The 25,003-nt window shown below is 73.0% G+C and carries 24 protein-coding genes; 5 read left to right on the forward strand and 19 right to left on the reverse strand.

What is annotated here, in order from left to right; all coding sequences use genetic code 11:
• Positions 1-43: 43 nt before the first annotated feature.
• Entirely contained in the window at positions 44-1,129 is a 1,086-nt protein-coding gene (locus tag SSP29_RS43510) for a WD40/YVTN/BNR-like repeat-containing protein (RefSeq protein WP_150136074.1), read from the reverse strand.
• Between the two features lie 271 nt (positions 1,130-1,400).
• On the opposite strand from SSP29_RS43510, the gene SSP29_RS43515 reads away from it, so the two are divergent.
• Positions 1,401-1,994, forward strand: a complete 594-nt coding sequence (locus SSP29_RS43515) for an Rv1733c family protein (RefSeq protein WP_167450145.1) — start codon at positions 1,401-1,403, stop codon at positions 1,992-1,994.
• A 104-nt stretch (positions 1,995-2,098) separates the two neighbouring features.
• Here SSP29_RS43515 and SSP29_RS43520 read toward each other — a convergent pair whose 3' ends face one another.
• Both SSP29_RS43520 and SSP29_RS43525 read right to left on the reverse strand, forming a co-directional pair.
• Entirely contained in the window at positions 2,099-4,078 is a 1,980-nt protein-coding gene (locus SSP29_RS43520; protein WP_089106489.1) for a PBS lyase, read from the reverse strand.
• A 127-nt stretch (positions 4,079-4,205) separates the two neighbouring features.
• Positions 4,206-5,867: an acyl-CoA dehydrogenase family protein gene (locus SSP29_RS43525; protein WP_089106490.1), complete on the reverse strand. Its 1,662-nt coding sequence runs from the start codon at positions 5,865-5,867 to the stop codon at positions 4,206-4,208.
• Positions 5,868-5,939: 72 nt separating this feature from the next.
• Here SSP29_RS43525 and SSP29_RS43530 point away from each other — a divergent pair, with 72 nt between their 5' ends.
• The 3 genes from SSP29_RS43530 to SSP29_RS43540 all read left to right on the forward strand — a co-directional run bounded on the left by SSP29_RS43530 (position 5,940) and on the right by SSP29_RS43540 (position 7,943).
• Entirely contained in the window at positions 5,940-6,698 is a 759-nt protein-coding gene (locus SSP29_RS43530) for a PaaX family transcriptional regulator C-terminal domain-containing protein (protein ID WP_089106550.1), read from the forward strand.
• A 115-nt stretch (positions 6,699-6,813) separates the two neighbouring features.
• On the forward strand, positions 6,814-7,272 hold the full coding sequence (locus SSP29_RS43535; protein WP_089106491.1) for a hypothetical protein: 459 nt from the start codon (positions 6,814-6,816) through the stop codon (positions 7,270-7,272).
• A 254-nt stretch (positions 7,273-7,526) separates the two neighbouring features.
• Positions 7,527-7,943 (forward strand): ester cyclase, encoded by a 417-nt coding sequence (locus SSP29_RS43540; RefSeq protein WP_089106492.1) that lies wholly within the window; start codon positions 7,527-7,529, stop codon positions 7,941-7,943.
• Positions 7,944-7,999: 56 nt separating this feature from the next.
• On the opposite strand, the gene SSP29_RS43545 is transcribed toward SSP29_RS43540, so the two are convergent.
• Entirely contained in the window at positions 8,000-8,944 is a 945-nt protein-coding gene (locus SSP29_RS43545) for a MerR family transcriptional regulator (protein WP_089106493.1), read from the reverse strand.
• A gap of 223 nt (positions 8,945-9,167) precedes the next feature.
• Between SSP29_RS43545 and SSP29_RS43550 the strand changes: the two genes are divergently transcribed.
• On the forward strand, positions 9,168-9,989 hold the full coding sequence (locus SSP29_RS43550; RefSeq protein WP_089106494.1) for a MerR family transcriptional regulator: 822 nt from the start codon (positions 9,168-9,170) through the stop codon (positions 9,987-9,989).
• On the opposite strand, the gene SSP29_RS43555 is transcribed toward SSP29_RS43550, so the two are convergent.
• From SSP29_RS43555 to SSP29_RS43625, 15 genes are all read right to left on the reverse strand, one after another.
• Positions 9,990-10,712, reverse strand: a complete 723-nt coding sequence (locus tag SSP29_RS43555) for an AfsR/SARP family transcriptional regulator (protein WP_245883526.1) — start codon at positions 10,710-10,712, stop codon at positions 9,990-9,992.
• 301 nt (positions 10,713-11,013) lie between these two features.
• Positions 11,014-12,705 (reverse strand): hypothetical protein, encoded by a 1,692-nt coding sequence (locus tag SSP29_RS43560; protein WP_089106496.1) that lies wholly within the window; start codon positions 12,703-12,705, stop codon positions 11,014-11,016.
• A 29-nt stretch (positions 12,706-12,734) separates the two neighbouring features.
• Positions 12,735-14,318, reverse strand: coding sequence for a hypothetical protein (locus tag SSP29_RS43565; protein ID WP_089106497.1), 1,584 nt, complete (start codon positions 14,316-14,318; stop codon positions 12,735-12,737).
• A 10-nt stretch (positions 14,319-14,328) separates the two neighbouring features.
• The gene (locus tag SSP29_RS43570; protein ID WP_089106498.1) at positions 14,329-14,967 is read right to left on the reverse strand and encodes a hypothetical protein; all 639 of its coding nucleotides are present in this window, start codon (positions 14,965-14,967) and stop codon (positions 14,329-14,331) included.
• 16 nt (positions 14,968-14,983) lie between these two features.
• Entirely contained in the window at positions 14,984-15,625 is a 642-nt protein-coding gene (locus SSP29_RS43575) for a hypothetical protein (RefSeq protein ID WP_089106499.1), read from the reverse strand.
• A 9-nt stretch (positions 15,626-15,634) separates the two neighbouring features.
• Positions 15,635-16,243 (reverse strand): hypothetical protein, encoded by a 609-nt coding sequence (locus SSP29_RS43580; RefSeq protein WP_089106500.1) that lies wholly within the window; start codon positions 16,241-16,243, stop codon positions 15,635-15,637.
• Positions 16,236-19,520, reverse strand: a complete 3,285-nt coding sequence (locus tag SSP29_RS43585) for a LamG domain-containing protein (protein ID WP_089106501.1) — start codon at positions 19,518-19,520, stop codon at positions 16,236-16,238. Before SSP29_RS43585 ends, SSP29_RS43580 begins: the two co-directional genes overlap by 8 nt.
• On the reverse strand, positions 19,517-20,824 hold the full coding sequence (locus SSP29_RS43590; RefSeq protein WP_089106551.1) for a baseplate J/gp47 family protein: 1,308 nt from the start codon (positions 20,822-20,824) through the stop codon (positions 19,517-19,519). Before SSP29_RS43590 ends, SSP29_RS43585 begins: the two co-directional genes overlap by 4 nt.
• A gap of 5 nt (positions 20,825-20,829) precedes the next feature.
• A complete protein-coding gene (locus SSP29_RS57580) occupies positions 20,830-21,279 on the reverse strand; it encodes a hypothetical protein (protein ID WP_089106502.1) in 450 nt (149 codons plus the stop codon).
• Positions 21,276-21,590: a hypothetical protein gene (locus tag SSP29_RS43600; RefSeq protein ID WP_089106503.1), complete on the reverse strand. Its 315-nt coding sequence runs from the start codon at positions 21,588-21,590 to the stop codon at positions 21,276-21,278. The genes SSP29_RS57580 and SSP29_RS43600 overlap by 4 nt, the downstream gene beginning before the upstream one ends.
• Positions 21,590-23,236, reverse strand: a complete 1,647-nt coding sequence (locus SSP29_RS43605; protein ID WP_089106504.1) for a hypothetical protein — start codon at positions 23,234-23,236, stop codon at positions 21,590-21,592. The genes SSP29_RS43600 and SSP29_RS43605 overlap by 1 nt, the downstream gene beginning before the upstream one ends.
• 34 nt (positions 23,237-23,270) lie before the next feature.
• Positions 23,271-23,639, reverse strand: coding sequence for a hypothetical protein (locus tag SSP29_RS43610; protein ID WP_089106505.1), 369 nt, complete (start codon positions 23,637-23,639; stop codon positions 23,271-23,273).
• 84 nt (positions 23,640-23,723) lie between these two features.
• Entirely contained in the window at positions 23,724-24,245 is a 522-nt protein-coding gene (locus SSP29_RS43615; RefSeq protein WP_089106506.1) for a hypothetical protein, read from the reverse strand.
• 22 nt (positions 24,246-24,267) lie between these two features.
• Complete coding sequence (locus tag SSP29_RS43620; RefSeq protein WP_089106507.1) at positions 24,268-24,597, reverse strand: hypothetical protein; 330 nt, start codon at positions 24,595-24,597, stop codon at positions 24,268-24,270.
• 3 nt (positions 24,598-24,600) lie between these two features.
• Entirely contained in the window at positions 24,601-24,993 is a 393-nt protein-coding gene (locus SSP29_RS43625; RefSeq protein ID WP_089106508.1) for a hypothetical protein, read from the reverse strand.
• Between the last annotated feature and the right edge of the window lie 10 nt (positions 24,994-25,003).

Below are 25,003 nucleotides of genomic sequence, written 5' to 3' on the forward strand. Positions count from 1 at the left end.
CGACCCGGATGACAGAAACCCCCCTCCTTCCAGTGGTACGGCCTCAGGCGACGACCGCCGCCCGCACGCACAGCACGTCCGGCAGATGGGAGGCCAACTGGCGCCAGCTGTCGCCGTCGTCGGCCGAGGCGAACACCTCGCCGTTGCGGTTGCCGAAGTACACCCCGGCCGGATCCCCGTCGTCCGTGCAGAGCGCGTCCCGCAGCACCGTGCCGTAGTGGTCCTCCGGCGGCAGCCCCGCCGACAGCGGATCCCAGGTCCGGCCCGCGTCGGCCGTGCGGAAGACCCGGCAGCGGTGCTGGGCGGGCACCCGGTCCGCGTCCGCGTTGATCGGGAAGACGTACGCCGTCTCCGCGCGGTGCGGATGGGCGGCCGCCGCGAAACCGAACGTGGACGGCAGCCCCTCGCCGATGTCGGTCCAGTGCGCCCCCGCGTCGTCGCTCCGGTACACCCCCCAGTGGTTCTGCAGATACAGCCGGTCCGGGCTCCCCGCGTCCTGGGCGATCTTGTGCACGCACTGGCCGAACTCCGGATGGGGGTCCGGCAGGAACACCGCGGAGACACCGGAGTTGGAGGGTGTCCAGCTCGCTCCGCCGTCGCCGGTGCGGAAGACGCCGGCCGTCGAGACGGCGACCGTCACCGCCTTGGGGTCGCGCCGGTCGGTGACGACGGTGTGCAGGCCCTCACCGCCGCCGCCCGGCACCCACCGGTCACGCGTCGGGTGCTCCCACAGCGGCCGGACCAGTTCGAAGCTCTCCCCGCGGTCCTCCGACCGGTACAGCGCGGCCGGTTCGGTGCCCGCGTAGACCACCTCCGGCTCGGCGGCGGCCGGGTGCAGCTGCCAGACCCGCTCCAGCGAGGCACCGGTGTCCTTGGGGAACTTCACGGCGGGCCGGGCCGGTTCGGTCCAGGTGCGGCCCAGGTCGTCGGAGTGGAACACCGAAGGTCCCCAGTGCGCGCTGTCGCCGCCCGCCAGGAGCCGGGGCCGCTCGCCCCGGGTGTCGATGGCGACCGAGTAGATCGCCTGCGCGTTGAAGCAGGGACTCCCGTCGAACTCCCAGCCGCCACCTCGCCGCCTCCCGAGGAACAGACCCTTGCGGGTCCCCACGGCGAGCAGTACCTCGGTCATGCCGACCACCTCCATGACGCCTTTGTCACAGCCTGTTTTCAGGCACCGGCCAGTCTGCACCCCGCCACTGACAGTCACCTTCGGGATCGCGTCGTCGCAGGTCGGAGACGTCGTGTCGGCCGGTCGAACAAGACGGCGGAACGCGTTCCGGAAGACGCCTGCGCGAGCGGGGCCGGTCGTGCGACCGTCGACTCGGAGTTCGCCGTGAGCAACGGGGCGGCCGCTCCCGTATGGGAGGGCGGTCCGGGCTGTCCGTGCGCGCGTGAGGAGGATGCCTTTGAAGGCGTTCCGTGGTCCGAAGGTCTGGCTGTGGCGCTGGCGGCGCAACCCGCTGAAGCGCCGCGCCGACACGATGGAGGCCTGGGTGCTGCTCGGCGCCTGGCTGCTCACCCTGCTGGCCGGGGTGCTCGCCGGGCTCGCGGCGGCGCGGTCGGTCGAGGACGGCCTGGCCCGCGAACGCGTCGAATGGCATCCGGTCGTCGCCCATGTCACGGAGAGGGCCCCCGGATCGGCGGGGCCGGAGTCCGACTCCTCCGACGGGGAACGGGTCTGGGCGAGAGTGGGCTGGACCGTCGCCGACGGCTCCGCGCACACCGGCCAGGCGCGGGTCCCGGCCGGCAGCAGGGCCGGCACCCCGGTCACCGTGTGGACGGACCCCCAGGGGCACCTCGTCACCAGGCCCGTCACCGCCGCGGAGGCCCACTTCCGCTCCGCGCTGATCGGCGGCCTGGTCGGGCTGAGCGCGGCCGCCGTCCCGTTCGTCGCCGGGCTCGTCGCGCGCGGCCGGCTGGAGCGGCGGCGGATGGACCGCTGGGACGCGGAATGGGCACGGCTCGGACCGCAGTGGGGCCGGATGACCGGCTGACGCCCCGCCCGGCGGCCCGGCGGGTGGTTCCAGACCCGGCCCCGCCCGGCGGTACGGCAGGCGGTCCCCGACCCGGTCCCGCCCGGCGGCGGCACGGCTTCCGGTCACTGACCCGCCAGCGTCCTGCGGCAGTTCGCGAGCAGCCGCTCGTCCTGGGCGATGTCGTGGCTGCCGTATCCGCCCGGCCGAGCCATGTGCCGCCGGGCGCCGGCGAGTTCGGCCGTCACCAGGTCGCGCAGCGGGGCGCTCGCCGGGCCCATCCCGGCCAGACACTCGGCGATCGCGCCCCGCGTGTACGGGTTCTCCGACCAGGCGGTCCGGAACACCGGCAGGACGGGCTCCGGATCCCCTTCGATCCGCCACAACGCCTGTGCCGCCGCCGTGCGTTCCCACACCCTGTCGGACCCGGCCAGCCGGCGCAGCGCGGGCAGCGCGTCACGGGCGCCCGCCCCCAGCCGCCCCAGCTGCTCGGCCGCCGTCCGCGCACTGCGGCCACGGCCGTGCGTCAGCTCCCGCAGCAGCACGGGGAGTACGGCGTCCGCGTCCCCCTCCGCCGACCACAGGGCCCCCGCCGCCAGGGCCGCGTGCCGGGTGTCCAGGAGCCCGCGCAGGACCGGCGCCGCCGCCCGGGCCGCCGCGCCCAGAGCGTCCAGCGCACGCACCGCCTGCCCCACGAGGGCTTCCCGGGCCCCCAGCCCCTCGGGCGCCCCGCGCAGCAGCCGCAGCACCTCCGGTACCGCCGCCGGGTCCCTGAGGGCGGTGAGCGCCGCCAGCAGCGGCGCGGCCGACTCGGCGGCCTCGGGCGAGTCCGGGTCGACCTGGCCGAGCCGGTGCCGCAGCGCGGGCGCGAGCGGGACGGCCGCCGGGCCCAGATGCACGATCTCGAAGCCCAGCCCACCGGGCACCACCGGTCTCGCCAGCAACTGGGACAGGGCCGGTACTGCGCGCGGATCGCCGCTTCTGGCCAGCGCCTTCAGCGGACCGCCCAACGAGGGTCTGCCGCGCTCCCAGGTGTGCACCCACAGGTCGGGCCGCACGGTCACCAGCGCGTGCAGCTCGTCCGCCGCGGGCGCGGCCAGCCCGAACAGCTCCGCGAGCACCGAGACGGCCGCGTCCCGCAACTGGTCCTGCTCGCGGCCCAGTTGCCTGCCGATCAGGGAGACGGGCGCCGAGAAGTCCGCGCGCCACCCACGGAACAGCCCGGCCGACATCCACACCGCGTTGCACCGGTCCATCGCGTCCGGGCTGCTCAACTGGCCGACGAGCAGGGCGATCCGGTCCGCCACCCGGTCGTCCAGCGCCCGGTGCAGGGTGCGCAGCAGACAGGAACCCTCCTCGTCGGACGGGCGCAGCCGCCGTATCCGGCCGACCAGGGTGTCCGCGTCCACCCGGTCCGGACCGGCCGTCCGCCGCTCGGACCGCTCCCTGAGCAGCCGGACCGCCGTCGGCACCAGGTCGGCGGGGAGCCGCTCCGGCGCGCCGAGGCCCAGCTGGCCGAGGGCGGCCAGCCGCGCCCCCGGGGCGTACGGCGGCCCGCTCTGCGCGGCCAGCAGGTCCGCCGCGGCGGCCGCCCGGGCGGGACGGCACCGTACGAACAGCCCGAGGGCCTCGGTGAGGGCGAGCAGCACCTGCTCGTCGCGCTCGACCGCCATCCGCCGCCGTAGCAGCGCCAGCACCCGGTCCGGTTCGTCGAGGAACCGGACCAGTGCCCCGGCCGCCGCCCGGCGTACCGCGGGGCACGGGTCGTCGGCCAGTGGCACGAACGCCCCGGCGCCGGCGCGGACGGCGGCCCGGGCCCGCGGACCGGCACTCTCCGCGCCGATGCTGACCAGCAGCTCCACTATGGCGCCCCGGTCCTGCACCTCCGTGCGGGAGGCGAGCGCGAAGAGGAACGGGACGCAGGCGAGCGTCGAGTCGTACACGTTCCCCTGGTGGTGCACCGAGCCGTACATCCCGTCGAGCGCGACCTCCCGTTCGGCCGCGTCCGCCGAGGCCAGTCCGCGCAGCAGACCGGGCACGTCCTTCGCGCTGCCGTACGCGTGCCGCAGCGAGGCCCAGTCGACCTCGTCGATCCCCGTGAACACGTTGTCCTCCCCAGGCGAGTACCACCTGTTCCGGAGTCTGCACCACAGCACTGACAACGATGCGGAATCGGACGACGACTGTGTGCGATCCGTCGGCGGTCACCGGCCGAAGACCCTCCGCGAGGGATCAGTTCCGGCCAGGCAGGGCCCGCTCCAGGATCGCGTCGAACCCGGCGCCGGCGGGCAGGGTGCCGAACGCGTGCCCCCAGTCGCCGCCGAGCCGGGTCGCGCAGAAGGCGTCCGCCACGGCGGCCGGGGCGTACCGCACCAGCAGCGAGGCCTGCAGCGCCAGCGCCATCCGCTCGACCAGCCGGCGCGCCCCCGCCTGGTCGGTCTCGGCCAGTTCGTTCTTCAGCCGGGTCACGGCGGCGTCCAGCCGGGTGTCCGCCCCGCGCGCGTGCGCGAGTTCGCCGAACAGGGCGTCGGCGGCGCCGGGTTCACGGGACAGTGCCCGCAGCACGTCGAGCGCGTTGACGTTCCCCGAGCCCTCCCAGATCGACAGCAGCGGGGCCTCGCGGTAGTGCCGGGGCATGCCGGAGTCCTCGACGTAGCCGTTGCCGCCCAGGCACTCCAGGGCCTCCGCGGTGAAGGCCGGACCGCGCTTGGTCACCCAGTACTTGCCGACGGCGGTCGCGATCCGCCGGAAGGCCCGCTCCTGCTCGTCCCCGCGCACCGCGCGGTCCGCCGCCCCCGCAAGACGCAGGGTGAGCGTGGTCGCGGCCTCCGACTCGACGGCCAGGTCGGCCAGCACGTTGCGCATCAGCGGCTGGTCGACGAGCCGGGCACCGAACGCGCTGCGATGCCGTACATGGTGACCCGCCTCGACGAGCGTCTTGCGCATCAGGGTCGCCGAGTTCATCACACAGTCCAGCCGGGTGCAGTTGACCATCTCGATGATGGTCTTCACCCCCCGTCCCTCGGGCCCGACCAGCCAGGCCACGGTTCCGTCGAACTCCGGCTCGGAGGACGCGTTGGAGCGGTTGCCGAGCTTGTCCTTCAGCCGCTGGATGCGGAACGCGTTGCGGCTGCCGTCCGGCAGCACGCGCGGTACCAGGAAGCACGACAGGCCGCCCGGCGCCTGGGCAAGGACCAGGAAGACGTCGCACATCGGAGCCGAGGTGAACCACTTGTGCCCGCGCAGGGTGTAGACGCCCGGCTCGGCGGTGGGCGTGGCGGCCGTCGTGTTCGTCCGTACGTCCGAACCGCCCTGCTTCTCGGTCATGCCCATCCCGGCGAGCAGTCCCGGCTTCTCGGCCGGCACGCGCAGCCCCGGCTCGTACTCCCGGCTGGTCAGCAGCGGTTCGTACACCTTGGCCAGCTCGGGCTGGGCGCGCAGCGCGGGCACGGCGGCGTACGTCATCGACGTGGGACAGCCGTGGCCGGATTCGGTGTGCCCCCAGACCAGTCCGCCCGCCGTCCGCGCGACATGGGCCCCCGCCCGGTCGTCCGCCCAGGCGGCCCCGGCCAGCCCCTCGGCGACCGCCTCCCGCATCAGGTGGTGCCAGGCGGGGTGGAAGTCGACCTCGTCGACCCGGTTGCCGTACCGGTCGTGGGTGCGCAGCTCCGGCTCGTGCCGGTTGGCCAGCTCACCCCACTCCTGCGCCTCCGCGCTCCCGGCCCGCACCCCGAGCCGCCGGATCCCCTCCTCGGCCCAGCCCGCCCCCTCCCGGCGCAGGCCCTCGATCAGGGCCGGGTCGGCGGAGGCGTCGTACGGGGCGAGCGGCGGCGGCTGGTTGGTGACGTCGTGAGTGGCGTACTGCGGCTGCGGAAGCGCGGCGGTCGAGTCCATGACTCTCATGTTGCAGTAATTCCACGACCGCAGCAATACTGCAATATCGTGCCGCACGTACAGTACGTGACCATGCGCATGAACGACGTGTCCGCCGGGCCCGCCGACGTCGACCTGCGGCCGCTGTCCGCCCGGTCGGTCGTGCTGAGCCTGCTGCTGGGCACGCATCCGCCGGAGCTGCCGGTGAAGGACCTGATCCGGTTCGTCGAGCCCTTCGGGGTCGGCGGCTCGACGCTCCGGGCCGCGCTCAGCCGGATGACGGCGGCCGGCGACCTGCGCCGCACCGACGACGCCGTCTACGGTCTCAGCGACCGGCTGCTGGCCCGCCAGCGCCGCCAGGACGAGGCGGTACGCCCCCGCACGCGCGCGTGGCGCGGCGACTGGGAGATGCTGGTCATCACGGCCACGGGCCGCGGCCCCGCCGCACGAGCCGACCTGCGCACCCGCCTGACCTCCCTCCGCCTGGCCGAACTCCGCGAGGGCGTCTGGCTGCGCCCGGCGAACCTCGCGAGGCCCCTCCCCGCGGACCTGGCGGACACCGCCCAGTCCTACACGGCCCGCCCCGACCGTCCCGCGCCCGAACTGGCCGCCGGCCTGTGGCCGTTGACCACCTGGTCCACCACCGCACGTGCCCTCCTGACCCGAGCGTCCGACTCCCGCCTCCCCGCCGACCGCTTCACGGTCTTCGCGGCAGCGGTACGCCACCTGCTGACCGACCCGGTCCTGCCCCCGGAACTCCTGCCCACCGACTGGCCGGGCGATGAACTGCGCGCCGCGTACGCGGGCTACCGGGCGGAGATGGGAGTGCCGACGGGGCACCCGGCCGACTGACACCGCTCCCGGAACCGGCACGGGTTGTGCCACGCTCACCGCTCCCGGAACCGGCACGGGTTGTGCCACGCTCACCGCTCCCGGAACCGGCACGGGTTGTGCCACGCTGGCTGTCATGGCCCAGGCGAAGGTCCGAGGACTGCCCGTGCCCGCGGCTCTGACGACCCTGCTGGACCAGGGACGCTGGCGTCATCCGGGCGATGCCGAGATGGCGCGACTGATCCCCTGGTTCGGGATTCCGGTCGACTTCCTCTCCAGCGTGCACTCGATGGAGAGGGAGTCCGGGTCGCTCGACACCGCCGACGGCGACGAGCCGTTCGCCGCCTTCCTCCACTTGGCCTGGGGCAGCCGACAGCAGGCGCCGGTCGAACTGCCCTGGCTGGACGTGGAGAAGGCGTTCTTCATCGCCGTGAACCGGGAGATCGGCGACGACGTGGCTCTCGCCCTCGACTTTCGGACCGATCCCGCCGACCCACGGGTGGTGGGAAGCCACGTCTCGACAGACCCCATGGCCCAGAGGTGGCGCGTCGTCACGCCCACCTTCTCGTCCTTCGCCGCGGCCCTGAAGCTCTAGCAGGGACCGACGCTGCCGGGCCCCTCGCTCCTTCCTGCCTCGTGCCTCCTTCGCCGCGTCCTCGCGGACGGGGCCCGGCCGTGTCCCCTGCGTATCCGGTCGACGACGTCCGGCGCCGTGCCCGGGAGACCTGCGTCGAGGGTGCGTCGCGCAGACATGCTGGGGATGTGTGACCGGTGTAGGGTCGAAATACCGTGTGAATGGGCTTCGCGGCCGGCGGACAGGCCAGTGGCCCGGATGCTTCGGGAGTGCCCATGGCTCAGCAGACGAACATCGCCGCACAGACCGCTTTCGGAGAGGCCGTCGTCGCCGGCGACCTGGACGCCCTCGACGAGATCGTCGCGACCAACTCGACCGACCATGATCCCGCCCCGGGACAGACGCCGGGGCCCGGCGGGTACAAGACCATGTTCGGCGAACTGCGAACAGCCTTTCCCGACCTGGACCTCCAGGTGGAGCACCTGGTCGCCACCGACGACGAGTTGGCCTTCGCCTATGTCATCTCCGGGACGCACCTGGGGCCGCTGATGGGGCGACCGGCGACCGGCAGGAAGGTGAGCTACCGAGGCATGCAGATCAGCCGTTTCGACAGCGACGGCAAACTCGTCGAACGCTGGGGCAGCAGCGACGAACTCGGCATGCTGCGCCAACTCGGCCTCGTCGAGGTGTGACCCGGCGGGCGGAGGGGGCTCCACGACCGCGCCGGTGCCGACTTGCGACCGCCCCGTCAGTGCCGTGTCCGGATACGTAGGGCCTGGACGGACCAGTCGAACACCGGGGCCAGACTCTCCGGTGCCGGCCAGTCGTTGACCACTGCGAGCAGTTGGAGGTACCGCTCCCTGCGGGGGTCGTTCACGCTCTCCAGCCGCGTCACCAGCCGCCGGCGAAGCTCGACGTCGTCGGGGTCGGGGCGGCCGAGGAGGTGCGCGTAGTACGCCGTGAACGCCGCGACGACCGGATCGGCCTGGGGCGAGGCCGGGTCGATTCCGGCGGTCAGGGCCGGGCCGGCCTGGTCACGGACAGCCGCGGCGACGTCGCGGCGCGGGCCCGTCGTGCCGCTGCGGGCCTGTTCGGCCGCCTGGTCCTCGGCCAACCGCCGCAGGGCGGCACGGAAAGCCGGGTCCAGGGACATCTCGGCCAGCTCCACCCACGCCTGGACCTGCTCCGCTTCCGGGTCGTCGGGCAACTCCGGGGTCATCGAGCGCATGACTCCCGCGAACGCGGGGGCGGCGTCAAGGCCACCGAAGACGACGTCGAGGAAGTCGCCGATCAGACGCCGGCGTTCGTCGGCGGAGAGCTGGGCCAGCCGGTGCATGAATTCCGTCTCCTCAGGTGTCGACCCGCGCTCGGCCACCACTGCCAGCACCGCGCACCGCAGGCGCAGGACGCGGATCTGCACGGCCAGCGCTTCGGCGTGCACCGCGGCGGCCTCGGCGAGCGACAGCTCGCGGTCCACGACCCTGCGGATCGTGGGAAGGTCCAGTCCCAGCTCACGCAAGGTCCGCACCATATCCAGGCGTGCGACGGCATCGATGCCGTAGCGGCGGTAGCCGGCCGGGCTGCGGTCCGTCGGCGTCACGATTCCGCGATCGGAGTAGAACCGAATGGTCTTGACCGTGAGACCGGTCCGTCGAGCGAGCTCGCCGATCGAGTAGAGCGTGTCACCGTCCATGCCCCCACCCTTACGTCTCCCCCTACGGGAGACTCAAGCCCCCTCACTCGCCTGCAGCCAACGGCTCCTGGGCGGCCGGTCGGTCTGCCGGAGACGGCCGACCGTCCGACTCGATCGACGAGGAACACAGCTGGGTGGTGATGCCCCGCGTTCTCGGTGTTCCTCCGCCGCCGGGTAGCTTCTTGACCCTCACACCGTGTCAGGCGGTCAGCTCGGAGACATCATGTTCACCATCGGAGACTTCGCCCGGCACGGCCGCGTCTCGGTCCGGATGCTGCGTCACTACGACGCGACCGGCCTGCTGCGCCCGGCCCATGTAGATCCTGCCAGCGGCTACCGCTACTACGCTGCAGCTCAGCTCGCCCGCCTCAACCGGATCATCGCGCTCAAGGACCTCGGATTCACCCTTCAGCAGGTCCTGGACATCGTGGACGAGAAGGTCGGCGCCGAGGAACTGCGCGGCATGCTGCGGCTGCGGCGGGCGGAACTGGAGACCGCCATGGCCGCCGCAGGAGCACGGCTGGTCCAGGTCGAAGCGAGGCTCCGAGCGATCGAGAGCGAGGGCCACATGCCCACGAACGACGTTGTCGTCAAGAGCGTCCCCACTGTCCGCGTGGCGGAGCTGACCGCGACCGCCGCGAGTTTCGCGCCCGAGGACATCGGCCCGGTCATCGGGCCGCTCTACGACGAACTGTTCCGGCGCCTGGGATCGGCGGGTGTCACCCCCACGGGCCCCGGTGTCGCCTACTACGAGGACGCCCCGGAGGGCGGCGGCAGGATCAGCGTCCACGCCGCCGTGCAGGTCGCCGCCCCTCTCCAGGACGGCGCCTTCCGCGTCCTCGACCTGCCGTCCCTGGACCAGGCGGCGACCATCGTGCACCGCGGTTCGATGGACACCGTGCTTTCCACCGCCCAGACCCTGGCCCACTGGACCGATGCCAACGGCTACCGGTCGCACGGCTACCCCCGCGAGGTCAATCTGGAGTGCCCCGAGAACCGCGACGACTGGGTGACGGAACTGCAGACACCGGTGACCCGGGTCTGATCAGTCGAGCGAGCCCGACCGTATCAAGCCCCCCTCCGGGTACCGCCCCTTGACCTGGTACGGGAACATGCCGGCCAGGCGCGCCGAGGGTTCGAGTCCGAGTTCCTCGCCGAGCAGCCGCCGGAACGCCTCGTAGTGCCGGATCGCCTCCACGATGTTGTTCTCGGCCAGGTGGACGGCCACCACCGCGCAGTGGGCACTCTCCCGCAGGGGCTCGATCGCGACGCACCTGAGGGCCGCCTCCAGCGCGAGCGCGTAGCAGCCGCGCACGGTGAGCCGGACGCTGAGCGATTCGAGTGCGTGCAGGCGGAGTTGACGCAGCCGCTCCCGCTCGGGGTGGATCCACTCCTCGTCCCATCCGGGCAGCAGTTCGCCGCTTTCGAGGAGGACGAGCGGGGGCGGTGCCTCACCCGGAGCCGGTAGGGAACCGGTCAACCGCAGCGCTGCGCGGGTGAAGTCGTCGACGTCGACGGACACCCCGTCCGCCAGGCAGAGGCTGTCGCCGTCGCTGCGGACCACCGGCTGCCGCATCCGGCGCAGCCGCCAGAGCACCGTACGCAGACTGCCGTGCGCGTGCTCCTCGGTGACGTCGGGCCACAGTGTCCCGGCGACGACCGAACGGGGCGCACGCCTGTGCAGCCCGAGATAGGCCAGCAGCCGTTGTGCGCTCGCCGGAACAGCGACGCTCCCGTTCACTCCCTCCAGCCGGAAGGTGCCGAACAAGCGCAGTCCGACAAGGTCTTGTTCCCGTACCGTCCTACGGTCTCTTCGCGGCTCCGCCGTCACTTCGTTCCGGGCCATCAGTCGTCGCCGTTCCCCCGTGTCGCGGCCGCACGTTGAGCGGCCGGTGCCGTGTGCCATGCCGTCCGCATGTGCCTGAGGCAGCCAGCGTGACCAGGCCGAGGGCGTGTGTCATGCGCCTTTCCGCTCAGCGGACCGCGTGGCCCGGGGGCGTCGGGGACAGGTCGTCACTGCCGGGTGTCGGGGGTGAAGTCCACGCCCTGGTCGTTGAGTCGGTGGCGGATCACGAAGTCCTCGACATCACCGGTCGGCCAGATCGAGCCGTGCCGGCGCAGCGCTTCGAGGTACTGCTCGTTCTGGGGGCGTCCGTGACGATGAGGTTGGCGGGGTCGTCGTACCGCCAGGGGTCGTCGGAGAGCCGGGTGCGGTGCTCGACACCGAGCGCCTCGAACCGGGTGCCGTCGGCGGTCCGCGTGCTGACCCGCAGTGCGGCGCCCCCCTGGGCGGCGTCACCGGCGGCCTGCAGTTGCCTCTCGATCCGCAGGAGATCCGGGTCGGCGCGCAGACGCCGCCAGATCGCCTTCCGTACGTTGTTGAAGTCGGCCCTCGCCAGGTCCCTCGCCTCCCGGAGAACGGCGGTGGCATCGGCCCGCTGGGCCGCGGTCATCGGCCCGTTGCCGACCTGTCGCCTCAACTGGTCGAATTGCTGCCGCAGTTGGGCCAGCCTGGTGCGCGCGGCAGTGGTGCGCCGGCCCCTGAGCACGTCGAGGACCACCGCGGTCATCTTGCTGTTGGCGACGCGCTCGTACTCCGCGAGGAGGTCAGGCCGGGACACCGCCGGAGCGCGGGTCTGCGGCGAGATCACGGTGGCGGCCTGCACGCCGGTGCCGGCGGCGGCGGGGGTGGGCGCGGTCGGGGCGACGGCCGGCGTCTGCGGCGCGGGCGCGGTCTGTGCGGGGGTGGTCGGCGGCTGCGAGGTGGGCGGGGCCGACTGTTCCTGGGCGGTCGGCGACGGCATCGTGGCCGGCGGGCGCCCGGAGAGCGGGCGGGCCGGCTCGGTGACGGCGGGGGAACCGGTGGCCATCCTGGTCGCGGACTCGGCTTCCGACAGGCCGATCATCGCGCGGGCCACCACGTTCCGGGCCGTCCTGCCGACCCAGCCGCCGCCCGCGGGACGCGGCGCGGCGGAGGGCTGCTCCGCAGCCGCGGGCACGCGCGGCGAGGCGGGCGGCCGACCGGCGCCGGCCCCGGTCTCCGCGGACCGGACCGAGGCACCCCCGACGACGCCGAGGAGCAGCGGCTGCACCCAAGTCTGGTTGAAGGCGAGGCCGCGCGCGATGCTCGCCGCGGCCCGGTTCGCCTGCTCGAAGGTGACCGGAGTCCCCTTCTTCTCCTGGACTTCGAGCCAGACGAGGAGTTCCGTCGCCGCGGAGGCCATCCACTGGCAGAAGTCCAGCTCGTCGGCGGCCGCCCGGTACGCGGGGCCGTGCGCGTCCCGGTCGCCGAGCCGGAACTTCCGCTCATGCGAGGTGAACGCGACGACGTCGATGCGCCAGACGCTCCTGCGGACCTCCCGCTCGTGTCGGAGAGCCTCGTTGTGGCGCACCGCCCAGTACCTCATCCAGATGTCGAACAGCTCCCGCGCGGTGAGCCGGTTGTGCGGGTCCGCCGGGTCGCGCCCGTCGCCGGACACCGCTGCCGCGGCACGCCGCGGCTGGTCGGCGACGGGTATGCCGACCTTGTTCCCGGCGTCCCCGTAGCTCGGCACGGGGTAGGCGTCGCCGCCTGCCCCGGCGACCCGTTCGCGCGGCTGCGGCCTCGGAGCCGAGGCCGCCCGCGCCGTCTCGCCGGGGGCCGCGGCGTGCACGGCACGGCCGACCGCGGCGCGGACGACGGCGCCCAGGCGCTGCCTGTCCTGGGCCGGTACACCGTCCGGCACCCCGACGTCGGCGGGCAGGTGATAGCGGCGTCGCATGACCGTGAACCTCCGGGGAGTGACGGGCCCTAGTCGATCTCGATCTTGGGCGCGGTCGGGTTGCCCGCGAGGTACTGCGCGGCGATGTCGACCGGCATGACGTTGAAGTGCAGGTGCAGCACGTAGAGGCCGGGACCGTGGTGGAAGCTGCCCGGGTTGTTCGTGGGGCCGCCACCGCCGGAGAAGGTGATCCGGCTGCGGCCGGCCGCGGCGTTGACCCGGCCGGCGACGACCGCGTCGTTGTAGTACGCGTTCCACGCGATCCGCTCGTGGCGCGCGGCGCGGTCGACCGCGACCAGGAAGCCGACGAGCTTGTCACGCTCGTAGAACCCGTCCTCCGTGATCTTCAGGAAACCGCTGAGGTCCATGTCGAAGGAGTACTCGCCGACGCTCTCCTTGTCCCCGAGCAACGGGTTGCTGTTCGCATGATTCGGATAGTTGTCCGCCTTCACATGCCAGCCGGTTTCCTTCTGGACGGCCTCGATGAACCTCACGACGGTCGGGGACGAGCCGGGCACGTCCTGGCCCTGCGCCAGGACATCGGGCCGGTCGGCCGCCGGGACCGTGCCTTCGAGGTACTCGGGCAGGCCGTAGACCCGGACCTCCGTCTGCGGTTTCTGCAGGATGAACTCCGCCTGGTTGGCGGCGATCACCACGTACTCCCGCGCCGCCCGCTCGGCCACCTGCCGCCACCTGTTCGCGTAGTCGCGGCGCAGGGCGGCCACCCGGGCGAGCACGTTCGCCAGCCTGACCGCGTAGCTCTCCTCCTCGGCTCGGTGCAGTGCGAGGATCTCGTCGACCACGTCCGGGTCCGGCTCGGAACGGAGCCGCCGCGTCTCGGCGTCCCTCTTGTCGGCCGCCGCGTAGGCCTGCGCCCGCAGTCGGCGGTACTCGCCCGCCAGTTTCCTCTCCGCGGCCGCGAGTCCCGCGGCGAGCCTTTTCCGGTGCCCGCCGCCTCGGCGGTGGAGGATGTAGTCCACCGACGCGACGAAGCGCTCCTTCCAGTACTCGATCATGTTGTCCCTGGTGTGGGTGACACTCCGGCCCGAGGCCCGCTCGCGTTCCTCGGTCTCCTCGGCGAGCGCGACGATCCGGTCCTCGACACCGGGCAGCGGCCACAGGTCGGTCGCCGGGTCGATGGGCGCGAAGACCTCCTCCTGCTGCGAGGGGGAGTCCGGCACGACCGGCTCCGGCCCCGGTGGGGCCGGCGGGTGCGCGAGCGTGTTCTCCCGCTCCGCCTCGCGCAGCGCCCCGGCGAACGGGTCGTCCGGTGGCTTCTCGCTCCCGCCCACCGGCACGCCGTGCGCCCGCGCCGCCGAGCGCTGCTCCTCGTGTGCCAGCGCGGCGGCGTCGAGGTGCGCGACCGTCGGCGCCGTCGGCCCGCCGGCGGCCCGGCCGGCACTGCCCGGCTGATACCCGAGCGGACCGGGCGTCGCGGCGGCACCGGCCGTCCCGGTGGCCCGTTCCGGGTGGCGCTCCGCCAGCATGCGCTCGGCCTCGGCGAGACGGGCCGCCACCGCGCGGGTCAGGGCGCGGCCGGCCGCCTCCAGCTGTTCGTCGGTCGGCACCCCGACGATCCGCAGGGTGATCGGGACGTGGCAGTCGATGCGCATGGCGCCGGGCTCAGCTCGCGGTGTAGGCGAGTTGGACGGTCGCCAGGCTGGTGGCGCTGGAGTCCTGGACGAAGCCCGTCGACAGCGCGATGTAGTAGCGGAACGTGTCGGGGTCGACGGCGGCGAACGCGGTGTCGACGGGCACCGTGATGTCGTACGGATTGGTGAAGACGGACGTGCTGTTCCTGATCTCGGCCAGCCGGTCGGGGGCCGCGCTCGCGTCGGACAGGGGAATCCTGAGCAGGAGGATGTTGAGGCTGGTGGCGCCGCCGGCGAAAAGGCCGATGGCCCGGAACGAGACCAGCCGGATGTCCGCCGGCAGGCTGAGGCCCATCACCGCGCTGCCGCCGGCGCTGCCGGCGTCGGGGTGTGCCGCCCCGGTCTCGTCGTAGGTCCAGCCGCCGATGACGGAATTCGGCGTGGAGACGAGGTCGAGGCCGGGCGTGAGCAGCTGCTGGCCGGTCGGGACGCCGACCGGCCGGCCGATCGCGGTGTTGATCTCGGAGACCACGGCGGCCGCCTGCTGCAGGTCGGCCTGGATCGCGTCGAACCGCACGTTGAAGCCGTTCGTGCCGTCTGCCTGGATGCGGTGGACGTTGTCGATCCAGTCGGTGGGCGCGAACGTGGGGGTGTAGCTGAGGTCGCTCATGGGTGTCCCCTCCCGCTCAGGACGGCGGTGCGAAGGTGAGATGGACGGCCTCGATCGACAGCCCGCCGAAGGTGATGGTGGTGAAGTTCGCGGTGAAGACGTAGCGGAAGACGCTGGTGTCGATCAGGGCACGCGACGCGGTGACCGGTATCTGCAGGTCGAAAGGGCCTTTGCCCGGGATGTCGCCGTCGCCGGTCAGCGCCTCGGGGGCCGGTGGCGGCACGACCAGCCGAAGTGGCGTGCGCAGCAACGAGACGCCGCCGCCACCGGCCCCGAAGGAGTTCCTTCCGATGCTGCCCACCACCCGCACCGATGTCAGCCGAAGCCCGTCGGGCAGGGTCAGGTTGGCCACCCCGAGCGCCTCACCGCTGGCCGTGCTGACGACACCGCTCGCGTCGTAGGCCCACTCGCCGGTCGAGGACGAGGTGGTGTGCAGGACCGGCGTGAAGCTGAGCCGCTGCTGCTGCGGCGGCGGAGGGGCGTTCGACGCGTCGATCGCCGTGCCGATACGGGTCACCACGGTCGACAACTGGCGCAGGTCGCCGGCGATCGCGTTGAACTTGCTGTTGAACCCGATCGGCCCGCTCGCCGTCGCCCGGTCCCTGCGGTCCGTCCAGGGGACGTCGCGGAACGTGGGGGTGTAGCCGATGTCGGCCACGATGACTCCTCAGCTGCTGGTGTAGACGATCTGGAAACCGGCGATCGTCACCGGTTGGGGGGCGAACGTGACGGTGGCCCGGATGAGGTACCGGTACGTCGCGGTCGCGGTCGTGGCCACGGATGCGTCGATCACCGTGGTCTTGTCGTACGGGTTCGTGTCACCGGAGATCTCGGCCAGCGTCTCCGGGGTGCCGCCGGGGACGGCGAGACGGGACAGGGTGATGTCCGGCGGCGCCGCCGCCCCGCTGGGGTTCTGGCCCATGGCGCGGAACGAGACCAGCCGGACGTTGTCGGGGAGCGCCACCTCCATCATTCCGTCGACGCCATGGTCCAGGGCCTGGGCCGCACCGCTGGCGGTGGTGGTCCAGTTGGTGCGCGCGGGGATCACCAGCAGCTTCGGCGGCAGGACGAGCACGTGCTCGACCGGCCCCGTGCCGCGTGCGGCGATGGCCGCCCTGATCTGGTCGACGACGGTGGACATCTGGCGCAGGTCGTCCTCGATGGCGCCGAACCGGGCGTTGAAGCCGTTCGGTTCGGCTGCCCTGACCCGGTCGCCGTCGGGACCGTCCACGAACTCCCTGTGGCTGAACGTGGGGTTGAAGCTGATGTCAGCCATCGGCGGGCCTCCTGACTTGACGCGGCAGGGTGCTGCGTACGCGGAACTTCGGGTACGTGTAGTCGGGGTTGGCCTGGGCCAGGTCGCCCTGGACCTCGATCACGTGCGCACGGACCGCCGCCGTGTTGACCTCCACGCCGACCGGATGCAGCACGTTGAGGACGTTCATGATCAGGTCGTGCTGGTCCTTGGTGATCACCGTCGCCGGGGTGTCGAGCTTGGGCCGAAGACGCACCTGGAAGGTGTACGGGACGGGCTCGGCGCCGATCAGGTAGCTCGCCTGCACCCAGGCCATTCCGGCGGCGTCGGCCCGCAGCGTGACGGTCTGCCGGGTGCTGGACCCGACGGTGATCGCGGCGGTGTCGTACGTCCCCGAGGCCCAGCTCAACCGCGGCCCCTCGTCGGGTAGTTGGCCGGTGAGCCCGGCGGCCGCGAGGGTCTCGGCGGTCGGGGTCGCGGTGAGGTCCATGGTGGTGCCCTCGTCGAGCTCGATGACCGCGCCCCCCTCGACGCCGGCGGGTCCGCGGACCTCGACGAGCTGCCCGGGCGTCTGGCGCACCTCCACGTCGTCGCCGTGCCGCGTGAGATGGGCGAAGCCGACCGCGAACGCCACCTCGGCCAGTGCCCCGGCGTCCAGGGAACCGTGCCGCAGGACGAGCCTGCGCCCCTCCTTGACGGCCAGGTCGGGAGGGTCGCCGGCGGCGGCGTACCCGGCGGTGACGGCGAGCCGTCCGGTGACGGAGCGGCGGGCCAGCTCGGCGAGCAGGGCGTCGAGCAGTTCGGCGACGGCCGGCTGCATGAGGTGGGCGTCGTGGCCGCCGTAGTCGACCCGGGGGTCGTCGTGGAACACCAGGAACGCCGCGTCGAAGTACGTCCCCGGGCGGTCCACGCTGGACGCGGGCAGGCCGGGCGTGCCGTCGGCGGTGACCGTGGCGCCCTCGTCGAGGCCGGGCAGACCCACCCGCAGCGCGCGGGTCGCCGACACCGGGACGGCGTGTCCGCCCCGTGTCACGTCGGCCTTGACGATCAGCTGTCCGGGCGCGGTGGGCAGCAGCGAGGCGGTCCGGTGCCGTGATCCGGGGCCGCTCTCAGGTGTCAGCGTGCCGCGTCCGGCACCACCGGGCACGACGAGCCAGCGCAGGAAGGCGTCCGCCGGGGGCGCGGGTCGCAGCGACAGCGTCACGGCGATGCCCGGGGTCAGGTCGGCGGGGTCGGGGGCGTCCGGGGCGAGGTCGTTCGGGCCGGCGTCGGCCTGGGCGAGGTCGTTCGGGCCGGCGTCGGTCTGGGCGGTGACGGTCGGGTCGGCGTCGGTCTGGGCGGTGACGGTCGGGTCGGGGTCGGCCAGGGCCAGGTCGATCCTGAAGTAGTCCTCCAGCGCCGCGGCCGCGTAGACCTGCCCCGGGCCGCCCGTCGGGCGGTGGCTGACGTAGTCGAAACCCGCCCGGTGGGCCAGCGCCGCGAGGCGGCCCGGTGCCACCGAGCTGTGCCCGAGCAGGACCGCCCGGCCGGTCGCTCGCAGGTCGTCCGCCCCGGGGTCGTAGGCGGCGTCGACCAGCAGCCGGCCCGGCGGCACGGTCTCGGCGCCGGCCAGTGTGACCAGAGCGTCGAGCCGCTCGGCCACTCCGATCTGCACCAGGTGCGGGTCGGCCGGCCCGCTCCCGGCCGGTGCCGGGGTGAAGTCCACGTCGGCGCGGTCGTAGCGCAGCAGGTAGGCCGGGTCGAACGCGCTCTCCTGGCCCGTGGTGCCGACCACGCCCGCCTCGGGCGAACGCCGCCGTCCCGCCGCGTCGATGCTCTCCCCGGGGAGCAGGGTCCGCGGCCGGACGTGCACGAGACGGGTGCCGCGGACCAGCGGGGCGTTCCTGTCGTCGACCACCAGCGCGTCGGAGTCCTCGGTGTCGCCGATCGGGCCTGCCAGCCGGTTGAGGAGCGTGGTGAGGTTGGCCGGGGTCGGCAGCGTCCAGCGGTGGAACAGTTCGAGCCGCTTGCGGTAGTGGTCGTCGTCCTCGCCGAGGGTCGGCGCGAAGTCGGCCCTCGCCACGGAGCTGATCCGCACCTCGTCGACGATCCCGCGGAAGGAGCCGCCGGCCGCGCCGATGCGCAGCGGGGCCGTGTTGGCGACCGCGCCGAGCGGGTAGAGGAACCGCCAGTCGCGCAACTGCCCGTCGAGGTAGAGCGAGACCCGGCCGGTGATCCGGTCGACCACCGCGGCGACATGGGTGAACGCGTCGGTCGGCAGTGTGGTGTCCGCGAACAGGCGGACCGTGGTGTCCCCGTCGCTGATCCTGAACGACAGGCTGCGCGCTATTCCCCGCCCGAACGTGCCGACCGCGAGCACCCAGCCGGGCCCTTCGCCGCTCACGGGATCGGGATGCCGGCTCAGCACCGGCCCGTCCGGGGTGTGCGGGGGCTCCTGGTCGGGGCGGACGAAGCACTCGATCGTGGCACCGTCGTGCTCGCCGATGTCGAACGCGGTGCTGGTCGTGACGGAGACGGCGGCCTCGGCGGCCCGGAAGCCCATCGCCTGGCCGTAGCGGCCCGGGACGCCGAGCTGCACCGGACCCTTGAGCGTGCCCGGGTGCCCGGTCCGGCCCGGGTAGGCGGCGGTCACCTCGGCCGCCGACACGGACCCGGCCGCGTCGTCGAGGTGGTACAGCGCCACGGTGCCGGCGTCGAACCCGTGCGGCAACGGCGGGAAGCGCGGCACCCCGAGGTCGGCGCCGATGAGGTCGAGGCTGAGCCCGACGGCGGACGGCAGGTGCCGCTGGGCGAGTGTGAACGCCGCGTGCCTGCGCAGCTGTTCGCGCTCGGCGCCGGTGACCCACAGCAGCTTGGCCAGGTTGCCGAGCAGCACCGTGAGCGTCCACCAGTTCTGCGGGTCGTTGCCGGGCGGCGTGGGCACCATCGTCAGCATGAAGACCCGGGCGGTCGCCGTGACCGGCTCTTCGAGCAGGAACGACGTACCGGCCACCGTGCCGCCCGGTACATCGACGTACAGCAGCTGCTCCTCGCCGCCCGTGTCCGGCTCCTCGTAGCTCACCGTCACCTTCGTGTCGACGGGGATGTCCTGGGCGGCGGTGAGCACGTACCGCGGCTCGGGCGGCGCGCCGAAGCGGGCGACATGGTCGGCGAAGTCGTAGGCGGCGACCGCCACCTGGCTGCTGCCGTACAGGGCGAGGGGCAGTTCCGTCGTCCCGGCGCCGCGCTCGAACGGGACGGTCAGCCTGCGGCCCATCCGGGTCGCGGCGGTCGCGGGCGCGGTCACCTCGGCGGTCATCCGGTCACCACCGTCACGTCGAAGGCGTCGCCGCCCGCCGCGAACCTGGCCAGCTCCGTCGGGCCCATGGCCAGGTTCTCGCCCACCGCGGCCTCCGCGAGCACCTCCTGGAACGGCACGTCGCCGAACGTGATCCGGCCGAACGCCGCGGGGGAGCGGCGCAGGTGCAGTCCCTGCACGTCGAGCACGCCCGGCTGCTCCACGAACGCGCGGACCACCTGCGAGTACAGGACGTCGCCGCCCAGGCGCAGACCGGCGATGTCGGCGGCGAGGCGCTGGCGTACCGAGGAGAGCAGCGCCACGCCGTCGGAGCCGGGCGCGATCACGAGCGTGGCCCGCACGCCGACCTCGATGTGGTCGGCCTCGACGATGTTCGCGTGGATGCCGATCGGCCGTACCGCGTCGACGGCCGCGCCGACCCGTTCGAAGACGCCGGGCACCGGGCCCGTCGTCTGCCACGGCCAGCGGAAGTCGTGTGCCACCACGACGCTGAAGAAGTACGGCTCGCCGGCCCTGCGTTCGCTGCTGAACGCCCGCTGGTCGAAGTTGAACAGGTCGAAGTAGCTCTGCGACACGTCCACGCCGCCGAGCGGGTCGGACAGCACCACGTCGATGACACCGCTGACCCCGAGGGCCGCCTGGGCGACCGATTCGACCGTCCACAGGTTGCGGGCGAAGCCGAGCAGGCGGCCGCGGTAGGACTCGTCCGCCTCCATGTCGGTGCCGCCGGCCAGCGGTGCGTCGTTGGTCACCTTGAGGCTCGCGGCGCCCAGGTCGGCCAGGTAGATCGACGCGTACGTCGGGTCGATGCCGTCGATCGCGCGTATGCCGACGTCGCCGTCGGGCCCCGGCTCGAACGCCACCACGCCGACGTCGGCGGTCGGCACCCGGTTGTCGAGCGTGACGGGCGCCACCGTGCCGAACGCCCGGGGGGAACTTCCCGCGGTCACCAGGACGGCGCCCTCGGGCAGCACGTACGTCCGTCCCTCCGCCGGATTCACCACGGTGACGCTGACCGTGCCGCTGCTGAACAACTGCGCGCGTTCCAGGCCGATGTCCTCGCCGAGCAGGCCGAGGGCGTCCCCGACGGCAGTGGAGACGAAGTTCTGGTAGTACAGGTCCTCCAGGCGCTTCCACACCTCGCCGTCCTCGGCGGCGGCCGTCTCCAGGATCTTGCGCAGCGCGCTGGTACTGGTCAGGTCCGCGCCGGGGAAGACCTGCCTGGCCCGGTCGAAGGACTCGGCGAGAATCGCATCGACGGGCTTGAGCACGAACCCGCCGGGAGTCACCCCGAAATCGGTCACGATCGTCACACCTCCACGTTCACGCGCAGCGTCACAGGGACGTCGGCCACCGTCTCCAGGTCGGCCTCGACGGCCCACACCCGGCGCGCCCGGGCGAGCTGCGCCCGCGCCACCGCGTCGGGACCGGCGGCGAGCCGGTCGGGGTCGTCGTCGAAGGTCACCTGCCTGACCTCGCTGACCCGCGGGTCCGTGCCCAGCGTGCCGACCAGGTTCAGCTTCAGTACTTCCTTGACCACGCGGGCACCGTTCGGCAGGGTGAACGCCTGCGTGACGTCCAGCCCGTAGCCGGTGTTGAACCGGTCGGAGCCCGACGGCGTCAGGACCCGCAGGGTCAGCGCCTGGGTGAGGTTGGCGATCCCCGCCACCACTGCCAGGTCCCCGCCGTCGAACACCAGGTCCCCGTCGTCCACGAGCAGGCCGTTCCCGAACAGGTCGGCGGATGTCGGCTTCGTCATGCTGTCTCCAGTTTCGTCTGACCTGCTGACACGACCCGCCACGGCGCCCCCGCCAGCGTCGAACCCTGCGCGGTCTCCAGCAGCACCTGCTGGCCGTCGACCCACAACGCCGTGGACAGGCCGGTGTCGACGGAGGCGACCGCGCCGCACGGCGGCTTGTTCTGACAGGCCGGCATGGTCGCCGTGAACAGGTCCGCCCGGACGAGCACGGGTTGGCCGTCCACGGCGAGCAGCTGCTGGCTCGGCGTGATCACCAGGGGCGCGCCGTGCGGGCACACCAGGCTCGACGCGGCCGTGAGGACGGCGGGCATCACGACACCGCCACTTTCGAGCCGTCGAGTTTCAGGCTGACCTCGCCGTTGGTCAGCGTGATCGGCTTGTCGCCCGTGCTGATGGTGACGGCGCCGCCGGCGTCCACGGTGATCGTCGTGCCGCTGTGGTGCTCGATCGTGATCGTGTCGTCGTCGGGCGGGTCGGGCCGCGTGCCCACCTCGGGCAGCGCGCCCGCGCCGACCAGGAGGTGCAGGCCGGTGGCCTGGATCACCCGGCGGCCGCCGGCGTCGGTGAGGTCGTTGGCGCCCGGGCCCGTGGGCAGGCCGTCGTCGCCGAGCGCGGTGGGCAGTGCCAGCCAGTAGTCACCCGGCTCGTTGGCGGGGCGGCGCAGCACGGGGTTGTCCGGCCAGAGGAACCCGGCGAGCACGGCGTCGTTGACCGCGCCCCGGTTGTGGGCGAGCAGTGCGCGCATCCCCGGGTACACCGGCACGACCAGGCCGGTCCTGTCGAACGCGAACACCGACGCGATCGGTTTCTCGTGCAGGTCCACCGTCGGATCGACGGGGCTGGCCACGCTGGGTGCGAGCACGTCCGGGTCCGGCGCCTGGGCGTAGTGCAGCGAGGCCAGGTGCTTGCCGCCGGCACCGTCGGCGTACCCGGTGACCTCGCCCACGTCGATGGCCGGATGGTCGTCGAGGGCCCGGTGCGTCATGTCCCGCCAGCGGTCCACCACCACCTGCACGCCCGCGGCGACCTGGGCACGCTCGCCGGCGCCCGCCGCGATCAGGCCGACTTCCGCGGTGTACCCGCCGCTCGTCGTGAAGCTGTGCACCACCCGCGACAGTCGCAGCGGCCCGGCGGGCACGCGGGCCAGCCCGGTGATCCTCCCGACCTGCCCGACCCGCAGGCGCGGGTGACCGAGAACGGTGAGGTTGAGCGCGGCGCGCACCGGCGGCGCCTGGCTGCCCGCGGTGTCCTCGCCGTTGACGGTGTCGAGCGACACGATGTTGGTGCCGGGGTCGAAGGCCACCGGCGCCGCGTCGCTCGCCGCACCGACCGCCGCGCCGAGGTAGACCGTGCCGTCGCGGACGACCAGCGGTGCGTCGCCCCGGTCGGCCAGCGCGCGCAGGGCGTCCAGCGTGGACCCGCTGCGTACGGTGAAGCCGGCCAGGTCCCCCGGCAGCGTCGAGCCGGGAGCAACCGGCACCTGCGCCTTGCCGGCCAGCTCGCCCGCGAACACCGCCGCGCTCGTCACGCCGGCCCGGGCGGCCGCGGCCCGCGTGCTGCGCAGCAGATAGCCGGCCGTCTCCTGGCCGTACAGCACGGTACGGGCGTACCCGTCGGCCCCGACGCAGCCGGAGACCCTGGTCAGCCGCCCGGTCAGCAGGAGGCCGCCGTCGCCCGTCCGCGTCGTCGGCTCGTCGAAGTACCCGAGATGGATCGTGACGTCCACCGGTGTCGTGGCCCGGACCGCGCGAATGAGTTCGGTGAGGTCGAGCGGCAGGTTGATCAGGGTGATCTCGAACGTGTCGGTGGCGGCGCCCTCGGTCATCGTGACCGTGATCTCGGCGTCGAGCACGAACGCGCCGGCCAGCACGTCGTTGGACACGGTCACCGGCAGCCCGAGTCCGGGCGGCGCCCCGGCGGCCGAGATCTCGACCCTGTACCAGATGGAGAAGCTCATGCCGCACGCCCCCGCCGGGCGCTCGTCCGCGCGCTCATCGCAGGGCCACCCCGCCCGTGACCCGGGAGCCGAACGAGCCGGAACCGTTGAGGTTGCGCGGGTCCAGCCGCATGGCGGGGAACGTCAACGCCAGCTCGGCCGCGTGGTACTCCACGCCGGGGACCAGCTTGCGGCGCAGGAGCGTGACCAGGCCGGCCGGCTCCTCGCGGTCCACCGACAACACCAGGAACGCCCCGTCGGCAGGCAGGTCGAGCAGGCCGTCCGGCACGCTGTCGAGGAGCTCCTCCCGCACGTTCGCGTACAGACGGAACTGGTACGAGCGACCGGCCAGGGACAGCCGGAACGCCTGCGGAAACCCCTCGGCGGGGTCGATCGGCAGCGCGAGGAAATTCGGGGCCGCCATCTCCTGCCTCCTTGTTCTTGACGACGTTCGCGGCGACGCACGCAGCGACTCGTGGCGGGCTCGGGACCGCGCTCGCCCGGCGGCTCACGACACGGTTCCCAGCGCGGCGCCCGGGACGCGGGCGATGGGATTGACGGCCGGTCCGGTGCGCACGCTCGCACTGCCGACGGCGAGGCTCAGGTCGGCGACCTCGCCCAGCACCGCGGCCAGGCTGGGCCGCGGGACCTGCTGGAGCGTGATCGACACATCCAGGGCGTCCCGCTTGGTCACTCCCTGGGTGAAGCGCAGATCGGTGACCTGCATGTCCAGGCTGATGGTCAGTCCGGACACGACCGGGATGCCGATGGCGGACCCGCCCTGAGGCGCGGCGGCGACGAGCAGCCGCGCCGTGAGTGCCAGTGCCTCCAGGGCCTTCTTCTGCTCCAGGCGTTGCGGGCCGAGCAGTACGGCCTCGATCGCGATCGTCTTGTTGGTGGGCTGGGTGGCCTGGGAGAACCGGCTGCCCATGATGCGCTCGACCCGGTACCCCTCGTTGACGGTCATGCTCTGCACGTACAGCAACTGCACCGGGCCCACGAGCACGGGCAGGTTCACCGCGCCGGCCATCGCAATCCCCCTTCCGAGCGCGTCAGTTACGGGCCGAGAGTTCGCGGTCGAGCTGGTCGAAGACGTAACCGGCCACCCGCTGGACCTCGGCGTCCGGCAGCGTCCCGACCACCTCCACCCGGACGGGGAAGTGGTAGCTGACCACGGTTTCCTCGCTCGTCGGCGAGACGACGGCCTCGCTGCCCGCCTGCGGGACGATGTACTCGCCCTCGTGGACCAGCGCGATCCCGGTCCGCTCGACCCGGCCGCCGGTCGCGAATCCCGGCACCGCGAAGGTGTCCGCGCCCCCTGCGCCGTCACCGCCCGCTTCGTCGATGTCTATGTCGATGTCGATGTCGATGTCGCCGTCCACGGCTCACGCCTCCACGCCGACGGACAGCGCGAGGCAGGTGAAGCTCGCCTGCGGGACACCGTCGACGACGACGTTGCTGGGGCTCGCCGAGGTGACGATGCAGCGGGCGAACTTGAGCGAACCGAAGGCCCAGTCCGTGCCCTTCTTCTCGGCCACGACCACCTGGAACTCGGCCCCGGTCGTGGCCAGTTGGGTCAGCTCGGCGACGGCTGTCGCGACCGCGGGCACGCCCATCGTGAACGTGAACGTGGCCGGCTGGCGGACGAATCCGACGTTGTCGGCCTCGATGCTGTGCAGCACCGTGTGCGGCACGTTGAAGGTGGGCGTGAAGGTGGTGATCGGTGTGATCGTGGCGTCCCCGAGCTTCACCTCGAGCCGCGTGTTCCAGTCGGCCATCAGGTACCCC

Origin of the sequence: Streptomyces hyaluromycini, from assembly GCF_002217755.1 — a bacterium.
GTDB classification, from domain to species: Bacteria; Actinomycetota; Actinomycetes; order Streptomycetales; family Streptomycetaceae; genus Streptomyces; species Streptomyces hyaluromycini.

Bases quoted from the DNA above. Each gene is read 5' to 3' on its own strand.
- SSP29_RS43510 (WP_150136074.1), bottom strand. From the start codon at position 1,129: ATGACCGAGGTACTGCTCGCCGTGGGGACCCGCAAGGGTCTGTTCCTC.
- SSP29_RS43515 (WP_167450145.1), top strand. From the start codon at position 1,401: ATGCCTTTGAAGGCGTTCCGTGGTCCGAAGGTCTGGCTGTGGCGCTGG.
- SSP29_RS43525 (WP_089106490.1), bottom strand. From the start codon at position 5,867: ATGGACTCGACCGCCGCGCTTCCGCAGCCGCAGTACGCCACTCACGAC.
- SSP29_RS43530 (WP_089106550.1), top strand. From the start codon at position 5,940: ATGCGCATGAACGACGTGTCCGCCGGGCCCGCCGACGTCGACCTGCGG.
- SSP29_RS43535 (WP_089106491.1), top strand. From the start codon at position 6,814: ATGGCCCAGGCGAAGGTCCGAGGACTGCCCGTGCCCGCGGCTCTGACG.
- SSP29_RS43540 (WP_089106492.1), top strand. From the start codon at position 7,527: ATGGCTCAGCAGACGAACATCGCCGCACAGACCGCTTTCGGAGAGGCC.
- SSP29_RS43545 (WP_089106493.1), bottom strand. From the start codon at position 8,944: ATGGACGGTGACACGCTCTACTCGATCGGCGAGCTCGCTCGACGGACC.
- SSP29_RS43550 (WP_089106494.1), top strand. From the start codon at position 9,168: ATGTTCACCATCGGAGACTTCGCCCGGCACGGCCGCGTCTCGGTCCGG.
- SSP29_RS43560 (WP_089106496.1), bottom strand. From the start codon at position 12,705: ATGCGACGCCGCTATCACCTGCCCGCCGACGTCGGGGTGCCGGACGGT.
- SSP29_RS43565 (WP_089106497.1), bottom strand. From the start codon at position 14,318: ATGCGCATCGACTGCCACGTCCCGATCACCCTGCGGATCGTCGGGGTG.
- SSP29_RS43570 (WP_089106498.1), bottom strand. From the start codon at position 14,967: ATGAGCGACCTCAGCTACACCCCCACGTTCGCGCCCACCGACTGGATC.
- SSP29_RS43580 (WP_089106500.1), bottom strand. From the start codon at position 16,243: ATGGCTGACATCAGCTTCAACCCCACGTTCAGCCACAGGGAGTTCGTG.
- SSP29_RS43585 (WP_089106501.1), bottom strand. From the start codon at position 19,520: ATGACCGCCGAGGTGACCGCGCCCGCGACCGCCGCGACCCGGATGGGC.
- SSP29_RS57580 (WP_089106502.1), bottom strand. From the start codon at position 21,279: ATGACGAAGCCGACATCCGCCGACCTGTTCGGGAACGGCCTGCTCGTG.
- SSP29_RS43600 (WP_089106503.1), bottom strand. From the start codon at position 21,590: ATGCCCGCCGTCCTCACGGCCGCGTCGAGCCTGGTGTGCCCGCACGGC.
- SSP29_RS43605 (WP_089106504.1), bottom strand. From the start codon at position 23,236: ATGAGCTTCTCCATCTGGTACAGGGTCGAGATCTCGGCCGCCGGGGCG.
- SSP29_RS43610 (WP_089106505.1), bottom strand. From the start codon at position 23,639: ATGGCGGCCCCGAATTTCCTCGCGCTGCCGATCGACCCCGCCGAGGGG.
- SSP29_RS43615 (WP_089106506.1), bottom strand. From the start codon at position 24,245: ATGGCCGGCGCGGTGAACCTGCCCGTGCTCGTGGGCCCGGTGCAGTTG.
- SSP29_RS43625 (WP_089106508.1), bottom strand. From the start codon at position 24,993: ATGGCCGACTGGAACACGCGGCTCGAGGTGAAGCTCGGGGACGCCACG.